Source organism: Burkholderiaceae bacterium DAT-1 (assembly GCA_019084025.1).
In the GTDB taxonomy this organism is placed as follows: domain Bacteria; phylum Pseudomonadota; class Gammaproteobacteria; order Burkholderiales; family Chitinimonadaceae; genus DAT-1.
This window is the reverse complement of record JAHRBI010000007.1, coordinates 312,901-330,358: the sequence shown is the minus strand read 5'-3', so window position 1 is coordinate 330,358 and position 17,458 is coordinate 312,901. Positions and strand designations below refer to the sequence as shown.

At 56.1% G+C, this 17,458-nt stretch carries 11 protein-coding genes; 5 read left to right on the top strand and 6 right to left on the bottom strand.

The features are described 5' to 3' along the window. Nucleotides 1–21: 21 nt before the first annotated feature. Together sdhC and KSF73_16405 are read right to left on the bottom strand one after the other, a co-directional pair. The gene (gene sdhC / locus KSF73_16410) at nucleotides 22–396 is read right to left on the bottom strand and encodes a succinate dehydrogenase, cytochrome b556 subunit (GenBank protein MBV1777305.1); all 375 of its coding nucleotides are present in this window, start codon (nucleotides 394–396) and stop codon (nucleotides 22–24) included. A 207-nt stretch (nucleotides 397–603) separates the two neighbouring features. Beyond that, nucleotides 604–1,332 carry a GntR family transcriptional regulator gene (locus KSF73_16405; protein MBV1777304.1) on the bottom strand — a complete coding sequence of 243 codons (729 nt, stop codon included), beginning with the start codon at nucleotides 1,330–1,332 and terminating at the stop codon, nucleotides 604–606. Nucleotides 1,333–1,658: 326 nt separating this feature from the next. Here KSF73_16405 and KSF73_16400 point away from each other — a divergent pair, with 326 nt between their 5' ends. Both KSF73_16400 and KSF73_16395 read left to right on the top strand, forming a co-directional pair. Then, on the top strand, nucleotides 1,659–2,645 hold the full coding sequence (locus tag KSF73_16400) for a malate dehydrogenase (protein ID MBV1777303.1): 987 nt from the start codon (nucleotides 1,659–1,661) through the stop codon (nucleotides 2,643–2,645). Between the two features lie 105 nt (nucleotides 2,646–2,750). After that, nucleotides 2,751–3,710, top strand: a complete 960-nt coding sequence (locus tag KSF73_16395; GenBank protein ID MBV1777302.1) for a DUF3667 domain-containing protein — start codon at nucleotides 2,751–2,753, stop codon at nucleotides 3,708–3,710. A gap of 63 nt (nucleotides 3,711–3,773) precedes the next feature. Here the strand turns inward: KSF73_16395 and KSF73_16390 are convergent, their stop codons facing one another. Beyond that, the gene (locus tag KSF73_16390) at nucleotides 3,774–9,518 is read right to left on the bottom strand and encodes a hypothetical protein (GenBank protein MBV1777301.1); all 5,745 of its coding nucleotides are present in this window, start codon (nucleotides 9,516–9,518) and stop codon (nucleotides 3,774–3,776) included. Nucleotides 9,519–9,657: 139 nt separating this feature from the next. On the opposite strand from KSF73_16390, the gene KSF73_16385 reads away from it, so the two are divergent. Continuing rightward, nucleotides 9,658–10,119, top strand: coding sequence for a GNAT family N-acetyltransferase (locus tag KSF73_16385; protein MBV1777300.1), 462 nt, complete (start codon nucleotides 9,658–9,660; stop codon nucleotides 10,117–10,119). An 8-nt stretch (nucleotides 10,120–10,127) separates the two neighbouring features. Here KSF73_16385 and KSF73_16380 read toward each other — a convergent pair whose 3' ends face one another. Beyond that, the gene (locus tag KSF73_16380; protein MBV1777299.1) at nucleotides 10,128–11,714 is read right to left on the bottom strand and encodes a hypothetical protein; all 1,587 of its coding nucleotides are present in this window, start codon (nucleotides 11,712–11,714) and stop codon (nucleotides 10,128–10,130) included. A gap of 127 nt (nucleotides 11,715–11,841) precedes the next feature. Then, nucleotides 11,842–12,624 (bottom strand): inositol monophosphatase, encoded by a 783-nt coding sequence (locus tag KSF73_16375; protein ID MBV1777298.1) that lies wholly within the window; start codon nucleotides 12,622–12,624, stop codon nucleotides 11,842–11,844. Nucleotides 12,625–12,795: 171 nt separating this feature from the next. Here KSF73_16375 and KSF73_16370 point away from each other — a divergent pair, with 171 nt between their 5' ends. Further along, nucleotides 12,796–13,554 carry an RNA methyltransferase gene (locus KSF73_16370; protein MBV1777297.1) on the top strand — a complete coding sequence of 253 codons (759 nt, stop codon included), beginning with the start codon at nucleotides 12,796–12,798 and terminating at the stop codon, nucleotides 13,552–13,554. A 19-nt stretch (nucleotides 13,555–13,573) separates the two neighbouring features. Here the strand turns inward: KSF73_16370 and KSF73_16365 are convergent, their stop codons facing one another. Next, a complete protein-coding gene (locus KSF73_16365) occupies nucleotides 13,574–14,110 on the bottom strand; it encodes a hemerythrin domain-containing protein (protein MBV1777296.1) in 537 nt (178 codons plus the stop codon). A 611-nt stretch (nucleotides 14,111–14,721) separates the two neighbouring features. Between KSF73_16365 and acnB the strand changes: the two genes are divergently transcribed. Next, nucleotides 14,722–17,313 carry a bifunctional aconitate hydratase 2/2-methylisocitrate dehydratase gene (gene acnB, locus KSF73_16360; protein ID MBV1777295.1) on the top strand — a complete coding sequence of 864 codons (2,592 nt, stop codon included), beginning with the start codon at nucleotides 14,722–14,724 and terminating at the stop codon, nucleotides 17,311–17,313. Nucleotides 17,314–17,458: the final 145 nt, after the last annotated feature.

Below are 17,458 nucleotides of genomic sequence, written 5' to 3'. Positions count from 1 at the left end.
GCGCGCCGACTACTTGGCGATTTACCACAGGACACCTCCGATGATAACGGTGAGCGCAAGGCTGAAGACCATGACCAGCTTGGCAGTCAGACGGGCTGTCTGCAGGTCGGTGCCCTTGTGCATATCAAGCGCGAGAAAGCGGATACCGGCGATGGCATGGTGCAGGAATGCCCACAGGAAGCCGATCAGAACCAGTTTGGTCAGAGGATGGGCGATACAGGCCCGGAAGCTGTCGTATGCGGCTTCGTGGCTCAGGGAGCCTTGCAGGAAGGCCAGCAACACCGGAATACCGATGAACAGCAGAATGCCGCTGATACGATGCAAGATCGAGACAATGCCGGGAATCGGTAACCTGATCTTGGGCAAGTCAAGATGCTTGGGGCGTGTTTTCTCCATGACTCTTTCCTAGGTAAGACGGATTGCCACCCATTCATTCAGGCAAACAACCCATTGTTTATACAAACGCTTTACAGCAACCCTGCCACCACACAGACGCTGCATCCTGACGGACTCGCAAGTGCATTCATTGTAGCAAAGCATTTTCGCTTCACCGGCAGACCTGAAAACCAGACAACCCGCACGCCAGCGGGTTTCAGCACAGCTTCAGGCCATATAGCCAAAGTGATCGGTACGACAGCGGACGCTACACCACTCCAGCGCCTCACCATCCGGTGATTCCGCCACCCGCAGCACTTCCAGCAACGGGCGATCCACACCGATATTCAGCAAGCGGGCATCATCTCTGCCCGCCATCAGCGAACGGTATACAGGCGAACGCCCGAACAACCGCACACCATATTCTTTTACCCAGACTTCGCGTAGCGAGAGCCCACCCTGACGAATCCTTCTGGCATCCAGATCAGGGAATCGATCTGCGGGGACAAAGCTGTCAATCACCGCGAATGGTTCGCCCTCGGCGCGCACCAATCGTCTAATCATGAACATCTGGGCAGCTCGCCGCAGACCCATCATTTCGACAATCTCGTCACTCGCGTGCGTACGCGTACAGCTGAGTAACTCGATTGCAGCCTCCAGCCTCCGCCCTTGCATCGGCGCGCACACAGCCCCCCAGTCGGACTCCATTTCGGCAACAAAGGTCCCGAGCCCCTGACGGCGCCGCAGCACCTGTTCGCCCACCAGTGCGTCCAATCCTTTCCGGACAGTGCCCTGACTGACCCGGAAGCGCTCAGCCAGCTCGAATTCACTGGGAAGCAAACTGCCAGCTGCCCATTCGCCGCGCTCGATACCTTCCAGCACGAGCTGCCGCACCTGCATGTACAGGGGCTGTCGTTCCGGACGGGCGTAAAGATCACGAATAGCTGTAATGGGCATTATCCAAACTGCGTTCTGGTTAACATGCAGTTCGCCGTTCTGTCAGAGCCGGGAGTACTGGATACACACTGCCGCTCGTCGGCTTGTTGCGCTTTATACGCCTGATTTAGTGCGGTGTCTAGACAGGTCTTATATAAGACATAAGTTTTGATACGACATTTATTTGCGTACACTACATTCATAGGTGATTTCGGTGGAGTCAGGTGCTAAACTGCTACAGTTTCGCTGCACTGCGTCATTGCGATTTCGCGGTCCGGTGCGAGCTGACTGGATGGCCCCGTAAACCATCTACTCTGACCCCCATGAATTCCGCTAGGAGCCTCACGATGAAGAAGCCCGTTCGCGTTGCCGTTACCGGCGCCGCTGGCCAGATTGGTTACAGCCTGTTGTTCCGCATTGCATCCGGCGAGATGCTGGGCAAGGATCAGCCCGTGATCCTGCAAATGCTGGAACTGCCGATGGAGAAGGCTCAAGCCGCGCTGAAGGGCGTGATGATGGAGCTGGAAGACTGCGCATTCCCGTTGCTGGCTGGCATGGTCGGCACAGATGACGCCGAAGTGGCATTCAAGGACGCCGATGTTGCCCTGCTGGTTGGCGCCCGTCCGCGCGGCCCGGGCATGGAACGCAAGGACCTGCTACTGGAAAACGCCAAGATCTTCACCGCTCAAGGCGCAGCACTGAACAAGGTCGCCAGCCGTGACGTGAAGGTGCTGGTTGTTGGCAACCCAGCTAATACCAACGCCTACATCGCGATGAAGTCGGCTCCTGATCTGCCTGCCAAGAACTTCACCGCCATGCTGCGCCTGGATCACAACCGCGCGCTGAGCCAACTGGCTGCCAAGGCAAACGTTGCCGTTGCAGACATCGAAAATCTGATCGTGTGGGGCAACCACAGCCCGACGATGTATCCTGACTACCGCTTCGCTACCGTGAACGGCGAGTCGCTGAAGGCCAAGATTGGCGACGAAGCCTGGAACAAAGACACCTTCATTCCCAAGGTTGGCAAGCGCGGCGCAGCGATCATTGAAGCACGCGGTCTGTCCTCGGCTGCTTCTGCTGCCAATGCTGCCATCGACCACATCCGTGACTGGGTGCTGGGTACCAATGGCAAGTGGGTGACCATGGGCATTCCGTCCGATGGTACCTATGGTATTCCGGAAGGCGTGATGTACGGCGTGCCGGTGACCTGTGCCAACGGCGAATACACCCGCGTGACCGGTCTGGAAGTAGACGCATTCTCCCGCGAACGTATGGACTTCACCCTGGCCGAGCTCGAAGAAGAGCGCGCCGGTGTTGCACATCTGCTGGGCTAATGACTTTAGCCTGACCGCACAGCGAGTTGGGGTGGCATGTACATGTCACTCCACGTATGCTCTGGCCGACAATGTGTCGGCCTTTTTCATATTCATCTCCAGACCATGACAGATCACGCCCTTACGCACACCCATTGTCGAAATTGCGGTTGTGAATTGCATGCCGACTACCAGTACTGTCCCGCCTGCGGACAGGAAACGCACGACGAACCGCCTACCTTTGTGGAGTTCGTGCATGAGTTCGTCAATCATTACATCGCGCTAGAGGGTTCGCTGTGGCGGAGTCTGGCGGCGCTAGCCCTTCATCCGGGCAAACTTACCCTCGCCTATCTTGAAGGCAAAAAACAGTATTTCGTTTTGCCACTTCGCTTATTTCTGACACTCAGTTTCATCTTTTTCATCTGCTTCAAATTTTCCGGCTTTGATCCGGTCAGCCTGAATCAAGCCATTGCTGACGCAACCTATCTATCCAAGCCCAAGGCAGGCGAAACCAAACCAATCGATATCGATGCCATTAAATCCGGCAAACAAGCGCCACCTACAATGGCGGAGGTGGCGAAGCTGACTGAAGAGCAAAAAGCCTTGCTTGATGAGCAAAATCGTATCGACTTGAATCTTACATTCGGCAACTCTTGGCTGGGCAAGCGCCTGACCGCGTATTTCCTAAAAGCATCTGAACATCCCGAGCGGGAAATTCCGCGCATTGTTAATCTCTATATCAACAACTTGCCCTACGCTATTTTGGCGCTGCAGCCTTTATTTGCAGGGATTCTGGCTCTGATCTATCTCCGCCGGAAAATCCCCTACGGCGCACACTTCGTTTTTTCCCTGCATGTTCATGCGTTCTGGTTTCTATGCCTACTTGTCGGATTAACAGCGGGTCAGTATTTCTGGCCTTCCTTTGCATTGTGGATCTGGTCAAATCTCTATGCCCTTTTTGCACTCAAGCGCGTGTATCAGGGTGGGTGGATGAGCACAATCCTGCGCGCAGCTACGTTGGCAACTTTGCACTGGATTGCGCTATTCCTTGTGCTGGGTGTGATGTTTTTCAGCGTGCTGATTTGATTCGTTCTGCCCAAGAAAAAACGCCGGATCATGCCGGCGTTTTTTTCATACTGAATATGGCGATCAAGGTTCGATCACCAGCGTTTCGTTCGGCTGTTCGCCAAATACCTCGGGTGCATACATCGCCTCGACGCGCGTAGGTGGCAAGGCAAAGCTGCCCGGATTATTCAGGCGAATCGTGTATTCCACCGTGAACTTGCCGCGGGGTACATAGTGATAGAACGATTGGAAAGTCAGATAGTCACGGGCCTCATACGACGGCCAGACCCAGCCTTCGCGCGTTTCACTTGAAGTAGCCACGGCCGAATCCCGCCCTAAGCCACCGCCGAGAATGCTGGCGCCTGCCGGTACCGGATCATTGACGGCAATCCAGGTCATATCGGACTGCGCATCCACCTCCAAATGGACACGCGCCACATCGCCCACATGCCAGCGTCCCGGCACGGATTGCTTTACCGGTAGGATGGTGCGCTTTACAGTGTAGCCTGCATAGCGTGAATGAGTGAGCGGAACGGCAGCTTTGAATTGAATTGCCGCCCAGGGCTTGCCAGCGCCTTCGTGACGAATCGTCAGTGCGGCAGCAGGCTTCACAGAATTGAATTCTGCGCGAGCCTGATCGGCCTTACTCCAGTCTACCGTCTGCGTGGCGGTGCCCAGTGCAATGCGGGACTGGCCTACAACCGGCGTTTTTTCATTGATCGCGGCAAATCTGCTCACTGCTAACGTACCCCATGCATTGGCATTGGTTGTCAGCCAGGCACCATGCGCCTGACGCGCCAGCAGCCCGTTTACCATCCTGCCCAGATCCTGCTTCCAACCCGGCAAGTCGCTGGTGACATACAAGAGGCGTGCGGCATCCACGTCCCCATTGCGCATCAGCCACCACCAGTAGTCCTGCTTTTCGCGGGACAGGATCATGCGCTTGCCTTGATAGCTCAGGCGAGCACGCAGCTCATTTTCTATGATTCTGATACGCGAAGAAGCGTCCGGCAGATCCGGCGTGTGGCGCAACACATCCAGCCAGTCGATCAGCATGGCGCTTGTCCACTCGTCCGGATCAATGCGTACAGCCTGCACGTTCACCGGCCCCACCTTGCCATATAGTGCAAGCGCTGCCATTGCCGCCACTTTGCGAGCCAAAGCATCGTCACGCGGTGACCAAGACTGTTGCTTGATCTGCCCGGCAACCATTTTGGCGAGACCAACCATCATCTTGTTTTGCTGTTCACCAGGGATCTCCCATCCGGTAGCCTTAGCCAGTTGCAGCAAATAGCCGGTGAGCATGTCGCTACCGGATGCGGAAGCGGATTTATCACGCGGGAAGTAAGTCAGTAGACCGTTATCATCCTGATAGTTGGCCAGATCCGCCATCAGCGCCTTCCATGCGGCCGGATCGCGCATACCCACTGCTCGTGAGGCTCGCTGCTCCAGACAGCGGAAGGGATATGCGGACAGCCAATCGCGCACGCCGCCAAGATTACCGGCCAGACTACTACTCAGATCGACCTGCACGGAAGCGCTGCCCGGCAAGACGCCATCCATTGCGAATGCAGGCAGACGATACTCGCCGTTTACCTGCTCCAAAGTAGCCGCCTGTACCTGCGGCTGAATGGCAGGCTCGACCTGCTGGCGCACCTCCAGTACGTCACCATTGCCGGACTGGTCCACCTGCGTAGCTTCCATGCGCCAGGCGATCTGGTTCACGCCAGCCGGCACCTTCACCGGCCAGACGACCTTTTCGGATGATGCAGGTGCAAGGGTGATGGTTTTTGTGGGCAGTTTGTCGAGTTTGTCAGCAGACAGACTTACCTGCAGCTTCAGGGATTGATCACCTGCATTACGCACGGTCACCATGGCATCAAAGGCATCGCCATTTCGCACATGGAGCGGCAAGCCACTGCTGATCTGCACGTCGCGTACCACGTCGATATAGGCTTCGCCTGTACCAAAGTCTGCTTCATTAGCGCTGACGATTGCCACCAGCTTGAACCGGCTCAAAGCATCCTTAACCGGAAAAATCACCTTGGCATTACCGTCGCGATCAACCGGTACATCGGCCTGCCAGGTGAGCAGGGTATCGAGCAAGGTGCGCGGGGTGGCGGATGCTTTAGTCGGTGCCTCTACATCTTCTGGTTTGATCGAGGAACCGGTGACTTCGATTCTTTCGACTTTACGTTGCAATCCATCATTGCCATCTGCAGCAGCGGTCATTGCCATCATGACTGGGGAACTAGGAGGAGGTGGTGCTTCTGCCGGAGGTGGCGGAGCCATTTCAGCTTGCATTGCAGTCGCAACCGGCGCCACTTTTCCTGCAACTACCCGTCGATATCTGTTACCACTCCTAGCTTGCCCGACGCCGCCCCCCTGCACCGCCGCAATCAATCCGGCCAATGTCTGATTCTGAAGCACCACATTGCTGATTGGCGCCATTTGCTTGATCGAACTAACAGCCATTACCCGATGATCACGCGCCTGCAGCAATGCATTGAGCACCTGCCAGGTTGGATTCGCCTTCAAGCTGAGCAGCGATTCATCGACCGCAACAAAGCTCAGGCGGGCATTTTCCGGCACAGGCTGACCATCCGGCATGGTCAGATGCAGCTTGACCTGTGCATGCTCACCCGGCTGGTATCGCACTTTTGCCGGCTTGATGCTGACCCGGATGCGATGTCCGTCCAGCGTCGCTTTAAGATTCACCATGCCTGCGTACACGTCAGGCAGGCTATCGACAGCTATTGCATCTCCCGCAGCGGTCGCCATGATGGATGCCACCACATTTGGGCCCCAGCGCTCATCGACCGGCAAATCGATCTTGCCGCTATCATCTGCATTCACAAATACGCGGGACAGCATGATGCCTTCGCGTTCCAGTGTCAGCCAGATGGACGATTGCTTGGGCAAGCCTTGTACCGTGAGATGCGCGGTGTCCCCTGCGGCATATTCCAGCTTATCCGCACTGATAAACAGCGGGCGTGCACCATATTCGCGCTCGTTTATCCATGATTCGACTTCTGTACGAACAGGACGTCCCTGTGCATCGCGGGACTCAAAACGGAAGACGTGTCTGCCCGGTATTTTCGGTGTAAACGCGCACGACGCCAGCCCATTGCCATTGGTTTGGACCGTGCATACCTGAAGCACTTCAGCAGGTTTGGGGTCAGATTCAGCCTGCTGCCAGCGAGGCAGGTCGTATCGGGATAAGGTCACCGTCACAGGCATATCGCCTGCTCGATTACCTGCCTCATTCACCGCAACCCATTGCAGCGCCATTGGTCGCTCCAAGCTACTGCCGCCTACGATTCGTGCGCCTAGCGCGGCTTTGGCAGGATGTACGGCAATATCCTCGCTCAAGGTCTGCATTTCACCAGACGGATCGGCATAGGTAGCCTCCAGATGCAGCGTATAGCCAGAGGGGTGCTGTGGCATCTGAGGCAATGTGAGCGTCGCCTCGCCTTGCGCATCCAGCTCCAGCTTTTGTTCAAGCAGGGAAAGATCGTTCTGCGTTTCCGGCCAGATGGCGGCGCGTCTGCTGGCATCCACATCATTGCTGGTAAACCCGTCTGGAATACCCGTAAAGCGCTCCGCCCCACCCTGCAATGTCGCAGTCAATGAAACCGGCCAGCGCACGGCGGGCCCGCCATCGGCATAATGCAGCGCCAGTTTGATGCGCGGTTGATCACCAAACGTCAGCAAAGACTGGCCAGCGCTCAGCTCACCCAGCATGAGTGGCAGGCGGAAGGCAGCAACCGTGAAGTTCCCCGAGAACTGTCGACGGTTGACGTCACCGCCTTCAAACCGAATGCTGTACACACCCAGTGGCGCATCCGCCGGAATCGGGAAAGTGCTATCAGATTCGCCATCGTCCCAGCTCAGTGGCAAGGTCCATTCCTTATTACTGCCACCGTGACGGATCACCAGCTTGTCCGGCATGCGCTGTTTGTCTGGCAAGCCCAGCCCTTCGGTATTTTCGACGCGCAAGAGATGGCGCATCGAGACCGTTTCACCGGGCTTAAATAGCACCCGATCAAATACCGTCGTGGCTTTAAAGACCTTGTCCGACCGCCAGCTACCCGGTACAAACCAATCACCATCATTTAAAAGCTGAGTATCCCGATCCGAGGAAAAGGCCACATCGTCGCCATGACGCCCCAGCACCACCATGCCATGTTGCCGCTGGTTGTCCCAGCAATCCTGACGGATTGACTGCTTGATCAGCGCAACGCCATCGCTGGCAGTACGGCCACGCCAGAGTCGCTTGCCGTGACAATCGAATACCGTAATCTGCGCATCCGCAAAGGGTTCACCTGTATCCATGCGCGTCGCCCACACCGCACTGCTTTCTCGGGCCAGTTTCAGGTGCAGCGCCATATTGGTGACCAGCACAGACACCTTGTCTCGCAGCACGCCAGTTGGCACTGGCGTATCAGCGGTCGTAACCTCGGCAATATGCAGACCCTTGCCATTCAGCGGTATTTGCCAGCGCGGTTCGTCTGCCTGCGGGGCTTGAGGCGATATCGTCACCTCGCGTGTCAGCGAATGTTTGTTCGCCAGTAGCGGCTTTGCTTCTGCCGCTATGCCCCAGGTAAATCGCTGACCATCCTTTCTGGACTGTATATACGCCTCCAGCCAAGTGGACTCATCAATCGCCTGATTTGATCCTGCCAGCGTAGCGACACGTGCTGAGGCATGCAGCGCAGGCCCGCCCGACATGAGCACGGGGAGAGTCCGTTCTGGGGTCGAGGCTTTCAGCACTTGATGGATAGGTGCCGCGATAACCGCCAGCGGTATGGTGGGACTCGTTTCAAGCTTTGCAGGACGACGCTTTAACGCAAGTGGTCGCCCATCGATGTCCTGCAAGCCGTCTGGCCACAGCACACTCAACGGCGCAAAGGCGGGAAAGGTGCGGTCAAAGGTCAATACGCTGCTGCTCTGCCGATAGACATTCCCCCGATCCACCTCCACCCTACCGCCCACCCTGCCGGAGGGGGTCTCGATTTTGATTGCCGCAAGCTGCTGTTCATCCATTGCAGCATTGAAGCGCAACGAAAGGGGCAATCCAGCCACGCATGCCGATTTGCCGGGCAAACGCGGACAGTCCCAACTGGCTTCGGGCAATTCACGAACCTGATAGTTTAGTACCTGTGGCTTCAACGTGCCGCGCGACATCACCAGATTCACTTTCGAACCAGCCTGAAATGGCTTGGGACAACGGAAAGCCTCGTAGGTTTGATTTTCCATTGCCCACGGCAGATCATCCGCCATCGCCGACTTACGTTCGTCTGCACCTAATCGAATCGCTGCGCCAACTGCCTGCCCATTCTCCTGACACGCTAACGCGATCTCACTTGTCAGCGGCGATTTAAAACGGAGAATAAAGGTCTGGTTCTCCTTGATCACATCGTTGGGTAAAGCTTCTTCGATTCTATTGATGGCCGCAGCTGTCAGTACGGGCACACTAAACGAGAACACCTGCTGGCCTGTGATTGCGGCGCCACTGAGCGTCTTGAGTGTCGCTTTCAGCTTGAACAGGCAACGCTGCCCGTTCAGCACTTGCTCGGACATATCCATCACCCAGGATTTGTCATCCACCCAGTGCGGATTGCCCTTGAGCGCGCAGTCAATTTCAAACGGTGCAGGCGCATCGATCTTGCCAAATGGCTGCATTGACTCGGAAAACGTCACCCTAACCTGCTGCACCGCGCTGACTTTGCCTTGCGGTGAGAAAGTAAGCACATGAGGATCAGACTTAGCGTAGGCCCCTTGGGTGATCAGGCAGCAGGCAGTCAGTATGGCCAGGGCTTTTTTCATTGTGTATCCGGCTATGTGAAATCGGTGGGGGATTGAGTACGATTATGGTGTGCTTTATGCGTGCTGTCGATTGTTGACTTACAGGCCAACGTTACGTTGAATGCCATTTTTGGACGTATACGCATCTAAGGGAGGAAACATGCAAATCAGAAGAGGCCGGTCATCTGACGCTTCTCGTTTATGGGAGCTGCGACGAATCGCTTTACGTCAGGGGGCAGCAGGGTATTATCCTGCAGATATCTTGATGGCATGGACCGGCACAGCCGAACCAGAAGCTTTAGCTGACCACTCCGAGCAACATTTTCATGTTATGTCAGATGGCGAGACCATTTGGGGGTGCATTGCACTGAACCTAGAAACATCTCACATTGATGCGATGTTTGTTGATCCAGCGCGATCTGGCCAAGGTATCGGGAGGCAACTGATGGAACATATCTTTCAGTTCGCCCGAGCATCTGGCAAGACCCATCTGACACTAGAAGCAACCTTAAATGCCGTACCCTTTTACCAATCATGCGGCTTTATTGGGCATGAAATTTCCACCTATCATTCGCCTGCAGGGTATGACCTTGACTGTATCCCGATGCGATACACGCTATAACCGCGCTTTCATGTCGCTATAGCTGTATCCACATCTAGGTGCGACTTCGCCTGTTGAATAATCTCTGCCGGGAAGCCCAAACAGGACATCACATGCAGCGCATAGCGATCGTCACTCACTCCAGGCTTAAGCAGATAGTCGTAGCGCAATTCGCCATCGGCATGAATTGATGAAGTAAGTTGCAGCGGCATTGCATCCGGCAGGTGTCCGCACAGCTCTGTATCATGAGTGGCCAGGATGACAATGCCCTTACCGTGCAACCACTTCCCCAGTGCAATGAGTGCGGCCAGTCGTTCGGGGCGATTTGTGCCTTTGAATGGCTCATCAATCAGATACAGCGCGCGCTCACCTGATTCTATGCGAGCAAGCATCTCCCGCATCCGCCGGGCTTCGTTATGGAAATAGCTGGCGCCATCCTGAATTGAATCTCTAAGTGACAGAGAAGTACGCACCACCAATAGCGGCAGCCGTGCCCGGCGCGCATGACAGAATCCCAGACTTTGTGCGAGCAGGGCATTTAGTGCAATGACTCGCATGAGGGTGGACTTCCCTGCCATATTGGCGCCGGTCAGCACTGCCACACACCTTTTCAATCTGATGTCGTTTGGTACCGGATTAGCGAGTGCAGGATGGTAAGCCTCCTCTAGCGTCAGCACTTCATCGACATCATTCATCTCTGGTGCACATAAGCTATCGAATCGATCGACATAGGCAACCAGCCCCTGCAGCATGTCCACCCGTGCCAGTGCATCCATCAATGAAATATATTGGGATCTTTCCCGGTCGACTCGTCGTGCGAAACTGGTGTATTGCAGGATATTCAGCAGAAAAAAGTGATTGGCATAAGTGATCAGCATGCCAACCGGATTGAATTGCGTATCTGATGCGCCCAGATCATAGGTCAGTACACTGACGCGGATATCCGGTGACGGCATGGCCTGATTCAAGGCGCATGCATCGAAAAGTGCAGGCAGGCGCTTGAGTGCAGCACTTCGATTGAGCCTGCTCGCAACAGTTGCCATGGTATTGAGATATCCAAGCCGCCGGAAATCGATCCGGATACGCCGCTCATACACCTTGGATAGCATGAAGTTCGCCACCAGACTGATCAGCAACAACGGCGCAAACCACGATGACAAGGTCAGTCCGGCCAGACAAAGCAGGGGAAGGATTGCATGGATGGCGATCCTTGATGTTGAGGGGACAGACTGACCTCTAAAATCACGAAGGAATGCGGGCATAGCAAAGGCCGCATCACTCGCCAGCGGCTTAAGCAAGGTCCGGATGATCTGATGCGCAGAGCGGTCTGCCTGCATCGACCGAATGATGGGGAGCCATCCGGCCTGACGAGCCTGAGGTGCGGACCGAAGCGTGTGGTACTGCATCTGCTGGCCGAGTGGCGAAACGGCATCATCCATGTCGGCAAATCGATCTGCCATGTCGAGATCGTGCCAGGTTTGGTCGTCGATGATCTGCTCGCAATCCGAGGCACGAGTCAGGTGCAATCGTTCGATTTGCCCGAAGTCCAGAACTTTTAGTGGTGGCGACGCAGCCAGACCCAGCAACATTTTGATGTCGTCCAGCCACTTTCCCATGAGGCCCCTCGTTGCAATGTTTTGTTGTGTGGCATAAGTTGCACCTGCTGCACTGTAAATCAATAACAGCAGGCAACAAAAAACCGCGCAAGAGCGCGGCTTTCATGTCTTCCGGAAGATGCCCGGATTAACCCTTGGCACCTTGCAATGTCTGCAGTAACTGGCCAAACACCTTCGGGGTACCTGCAACCACATCGCCACTTTCCATAAAGCCGGATTCACCCGCGAAATCGGTAATCAGGCCACCGGCTTCCAGTACCAGCAGGCTACCCGCTGCGATGTCCCACGGCTGCAGACCTTGCTCGAAGAAGCCATCCAGACGGCCACAGGCAATATAGGCCAGATCCAGTGCAGCAGCGCCCGGACGACGGATGCCGGAGGACTTCTGCATCACAGCCTTCAGCATGTCCATGTATTCTTCAATGCGGCTGAAATCCTTGAACGGCAGACCGGTACCGATCAGGCCTTCGGACAGATCACGCGTGCGCGACACGCGGATACGGCGATCGTTCAGGAATGCACCTGCGCCACGGCTGGCAGTGAAGAGGTCGTTACGGGTCGGGTCATATACCACCGCCTGCGACACCACACCTTTATGCTCCAGTGCGATAGAGACGCAATACTGCGGGAAGCCATGCAGGAAATTGGTGGTGCCATCGAGCGGATCGATAATCCACACGTATTCGGAGTCACCACTGGCACCGCCCTCCTCTGCTAGAATGGCGTGCTTCGGATAGGCATCGAGAATCGTTTCAATGATGGCTGCTTCCGCCGCACGATCCACGTCACTCACGAAATCATTGTGGTCCTTACGCTCAGGACGGATCAGATCGAGATTGTTGGATGCGCGCTGGATAACGGAAGCGGCGCGGCGGGCTGCCTTGACGGCAGTATTGAGCATCGGATGCATGACGGTCCTCGTGACAGTTGCGGGCTACCTGCCAAGCATAGGCAAAGCCCGGCAAAGATGCCGAGGCCGTATACACGATGCAGCAGGAAGCAAAGATCAGTGGCGCTTGCCGGAAACAGGGTTTCGCGGCAGGAAATCGCCGAATCGTCGTATTTTACCTGAAGTTATCAAATGAATAAACCAGCAGACTCTTCCCTTGATCGCATTCGCGTGGTGCTCTCCCATCCATCCCTACCGCGCAACATCGGCTCGGTGGCACGCGCCATGAAAACCATGGGGTTATCACGCCTGTATCTGGTTAATCCGCGCAGCTTTCCCGATCCGGAAGCCGTCACACTGGCATCGGGTGCGACAGATCTGCTCGACCATGCCATTGTTTGCGGCGACCTGGATGAGGCGCTGCAAGGCTGCACACAGGTCGTCGCGCTCTCGGCCAGACGTCGCGAGCTGACCGTGCCCGTACAGAACCCGCGCGAGCTGGCACCATTTCTGATCGAGCGCTGCAGCCAAGGCGAAGAAGTTGCATTGCTATTCGGGACAGAGATGTCCGGCTTGAGTAATGATGAAGCCCGGCGCTGCAACCGGATAGTGTCCATTCCTGCGAATCCAGAGTACTCATCGCTTAATCTCTCCCAGGCTGTGCAGGTGATCGCCTATGAATTACGCATGGCGCTTGATACCGACCTGTCACGCCTTAATGAATTCCACGAACTTGCCACGCATGACGATGTGGAACGCATGTACACCCATCTGGAACAATCCATGATCCGGATTGGATTTCTGAATCCGGACAACCCCAAGCGCCTGATGCCCCGTATGCGGCGCATGCTAGGCCGCATTCAACTGGAAAAAGTGGAGGTCGACATTTTGCGCGGACTGCTACGCGCCATCGACGATGCTGTCCCGGCGCGCCCCGATCAGAATCAGTAAGAAAGGCTTATTCCTTTCATCAGGCGGCATCGAGCAGAAGCACCCGCTGCTCGCTGCGACGCTTGTGCATATCGGCCGCCAGCTGAGCCATGCGAGCTGGTTCGATCAGGCAGGCATGGCCATATAGCAGACGTTCTTCTTCATCCATGTGCGCAGGCAGTCTGGTCACCAGCGCTTCTACTGCGTGACGCATCGGCGCAGCAGCCAGTCCGGCAGCAACCTGCTCCAGCCATTTACAAACAGGCCGGGCGATCGATTCAATTGCCCTATGTTCGGATTCAAGCCGGTCAATGCTTCTACTCAGCAAGCCAGCATCCAGTTCACGCAGTGCCTGAAAGAGCCCCAGTTCTTCATCGTCATGGTGCATTACCGCGCAATGATCAATAAAATCCAGCGCTTCACGAGCAGCAGCCATCGCACTTTCATCAATGCCGACCATCGACAGATGGTCCATCAGCCCATATATCACTGCACACATGCGCCGCATCTTGTCATGCGTCGCCAAAAGCAGTGACATCGGCTCGGCGAATTCGCCCAGAACCGTATCCGTGATCATGGTTTAATCCCCTAGGTCCTCGCCGCCTGCACGATCATGCCCGCGGCACGGCTGAACGGTATCTTGTTTATGTTACAGATGTACCACTGTAAGTCCGCCTGCGCAGACACACATCCACCATCTGAAGGATAGACGCTGAACGGAAAATGTCATGTTCATGCAACGAATCCGGATAAACGTCACTCATCTGGATGGGCAAATACAACACGTGCAGGGGACAGCACGGGCTTGCGTTTTTCCCTGGGCTGCCAGACGTATCTGCAATTAGCTGCAAGGCAGCATAGAATGTATAAGCGATTGATCGAATGCACTAATTTGTCTGATCAAACAAGGTATGCCCGGAAGCCACTCAGAAACATGATGAAGATGCACTGCACCATATCCGGAAATTCCTTGTACAAAGGCGCTGCAGCTGCCTTTCGCGACTGCCGCATCAGCGGTAGAATAAGAAAGTTTTGCGGCGCACGAATAAAATCGGTCGAATCAAGCTTCCCGATTATGTTTGTCGGCACACATGCAGAAGGCTTACCTGCCGCATCTGTATTGTTGGTCGGTCGGGCGTCGCTACCCCTCCCTCCCCGTCTAACGCCTTAGATAGAAAGGTCGAAGCCATGCTAGAAGCTTACCGCCAGCATGCCGCCGAACGCGCTGCTCTTGGAATTCCGCCCCTGGCCCTCTCCGCCCAGCAAGTTGCCGAGCTCGTCGAACTGTTGAAGAACCCGCCTGCAGGCGAAGAACAGACGCTGGTCGACCTGATTACCTTCCGTGTACCGCCGGGCGTGGATGATGCCGCCAAGGTGAAGGCATCCTTCCTGGCCGCAGTGGCCGAAGGCGAAGTAAAGTCCCCGCTGATCGACCGCGCGCACGCCACCAAGCTGCTGGGCACCATGGTGGGTGGCTATAACGTCAAGCCGCTGATCGACCTGCTGGGTGATGCCGAAGTTGGCACCGTTGCAGCAGAAGGCCTGAAGAAGACTCTGCTGGTATTCGATTTCTTCCATGACGTGAAGGAACTGGCCGATAAGGGTAATGCCAACGCCAAGGCCGTGCTGCAAAGCTGGGCCGATGCCGAGTGGTTCACCAGCCGCCCGGAAGTCGCCAAGAAAATCACCGTGACCGTATTCAAGGTACCGGGCGAAACCAATACCGACGATCTGTCGCCGGCACCGGATGCATGGAGCCGTCCGGACATCCCGATGCACTATCTGGCGATGCTGAAGAACACCCGTCCGGATGCTGCGTTCAAGCCTGAAGAAGATGGCAAGCGTGGTCCGATGCAGTTCATCGAAGACCTGAAGAAGAAGGGCCATCTGGTTGCCTACGTGGGCGACGTGGTGGGTACCGGTTCATCCCGCAAGTCCGCTACCAATAGCGTGATCTGGGCAACCGGTGAAGACATTCCTTACGTGCCGAACAAGCGTTTCGGTGGCGTGACACTGGGCGGCAAGATCGCCCCGATCTTCTTCAATACACAGGAAGATTCTGGCTCGTTGCCGATCGAAGTGGATGTGAATGGCCTCGAAATGGGCGACGTGATCGACGTCTACCCTTACGATGGCAAGATCGAAAAGAACGGCGCAACCGTTGCCGAATTCGCGCTGAAGAGCGACGTGCTGCTGGACGAAGTCCGCGCAGGTGGTCGTATCAACCTGATCATCGGCCGTGGCCTGACTGCCAAGGCACGTGAAGCACTGGGTCTGCCAGCCAGCGAGCTGTTCCGCTTGCCTAAGGCACCGGTTGATTCCGGCAAGGGCTTCACCCTGGCACAGAAGATGGTCGGTCGCGCATGTGGCCTGGCCGAAGGTCAGGGCGTGCGTCCGGGCACCTACTGCGAACCGAAGATGACCACCGTGGGCTCGCAAGACACCACCGGCCCGATGACCCGCGACGAGCTGAAGGATCTGGCTTGTCTGGGCTTCTCCGCCGATCTGGTCATGCAATCGTTCTGCCACACTGCCGCCTACCCGAAGGCTGTGGACGTGAAGATGCACAAGGAACTGCCAGCATTTATCAGCAATCGTGGCGGCGTGGCACTGCGCCCGGGCGATGGCGTGATCCACTCCTGGCTGAACCGTCTGTTGCTGCCGGATACCGTGGGTACCGGTGGTGACTCGCATACCCGCTTCCCGATCGGTATCTCCTTCCCGGCCGGTTCCGGTCTGGTGGCCTTCGGTGCCGCCACCGGCGTGATGCCGCTGGATATGCCTGAATCGGTGCTGGTGCGCTTCAAGGGCCAGATGCAACCAGGCGTGACCCTGCGCGATCTGGTGCACGCCATTCCGCTGTACGCCATCAAGGCAGGCCTGCTGACCGTCGAGAAGAAGGGTAAGAAGAACATCTTCTCCGGCCGTATTCTGGAAATCGAAGGTCTGCCGGACCTGAAGGTGGAACAAGCCTTCGAACTGTCCGACGCCTCCGCCGAGCGTTCAGCAGCTGGCTGTACCATCAAGCTGAACAAGGAACCGGTAGCTGAGTACCTGAAGTCGAACATCGTGCTGATGAAGAACATGATCGCCGATGGTTACGCCGACGCTCGTACGCTGGAACGCCGCATCAAGTCCGTGGAAGCCTGGCTGGCCAATCCGAGCCTGCTCGAAGCCGATGCCGATGCCGAATACGCAGCGGTCATTGAAATTGATCTGGCAGACATCAAGGAACCGATCGTTTGCTGTCCGAACGATCCGGATGATGCCAAGTTCATGTCCGAAGTCGCTGGCACCGCCATCGACGAAGCCTTTATCGGTTCGTGCATGACCAACATCGGTCACTTCCGTGCTGCTGCCAAGGTACTCGGCGGCGCACGCGATATCCCGGTTAAGCTGTGGGTGGCTCCGCCGACCAAGATGGACCAGAACGAACTGATCAAGGAAGGCCACTACGCCACCTTCGGTACCGCCGGTGCGCGCACCGAAATGCCGGGCTGCTCGCTGTGTATGGGTAATCAGGCACAGGTGCGTGAAGGCGCGACCGTGGTGTCCACATCCACACGTAACTTCCCGAACCGTCTGGGCAAGAACACCAACGTGTTCCTGGCCTCGGCCGAACTGGCAGCCGTGTGTTCCAAGCTGGGTCGCATCCCGACCGTGGCTGAATACCATGAAGCCGTGGGCGTGGTGAACAAGGATGCTGCGAACATCTACAAGTATCTGAACTTTGATCAGATCGAAGAGTTTGCCGCAGTTGCCAAGGACGTCAACGTCTAATTATTGCGCATCCAGACTCGCCCCAAACGCCACCTTCACAAGGTGGCGTTTTTTATTGGCAATCACCCGGATCAGCCATCTTTCACATAGGTGTGGTCAACACATTTCAACCCAGCATGATTGAAATTGCATAAAAGCATCACTC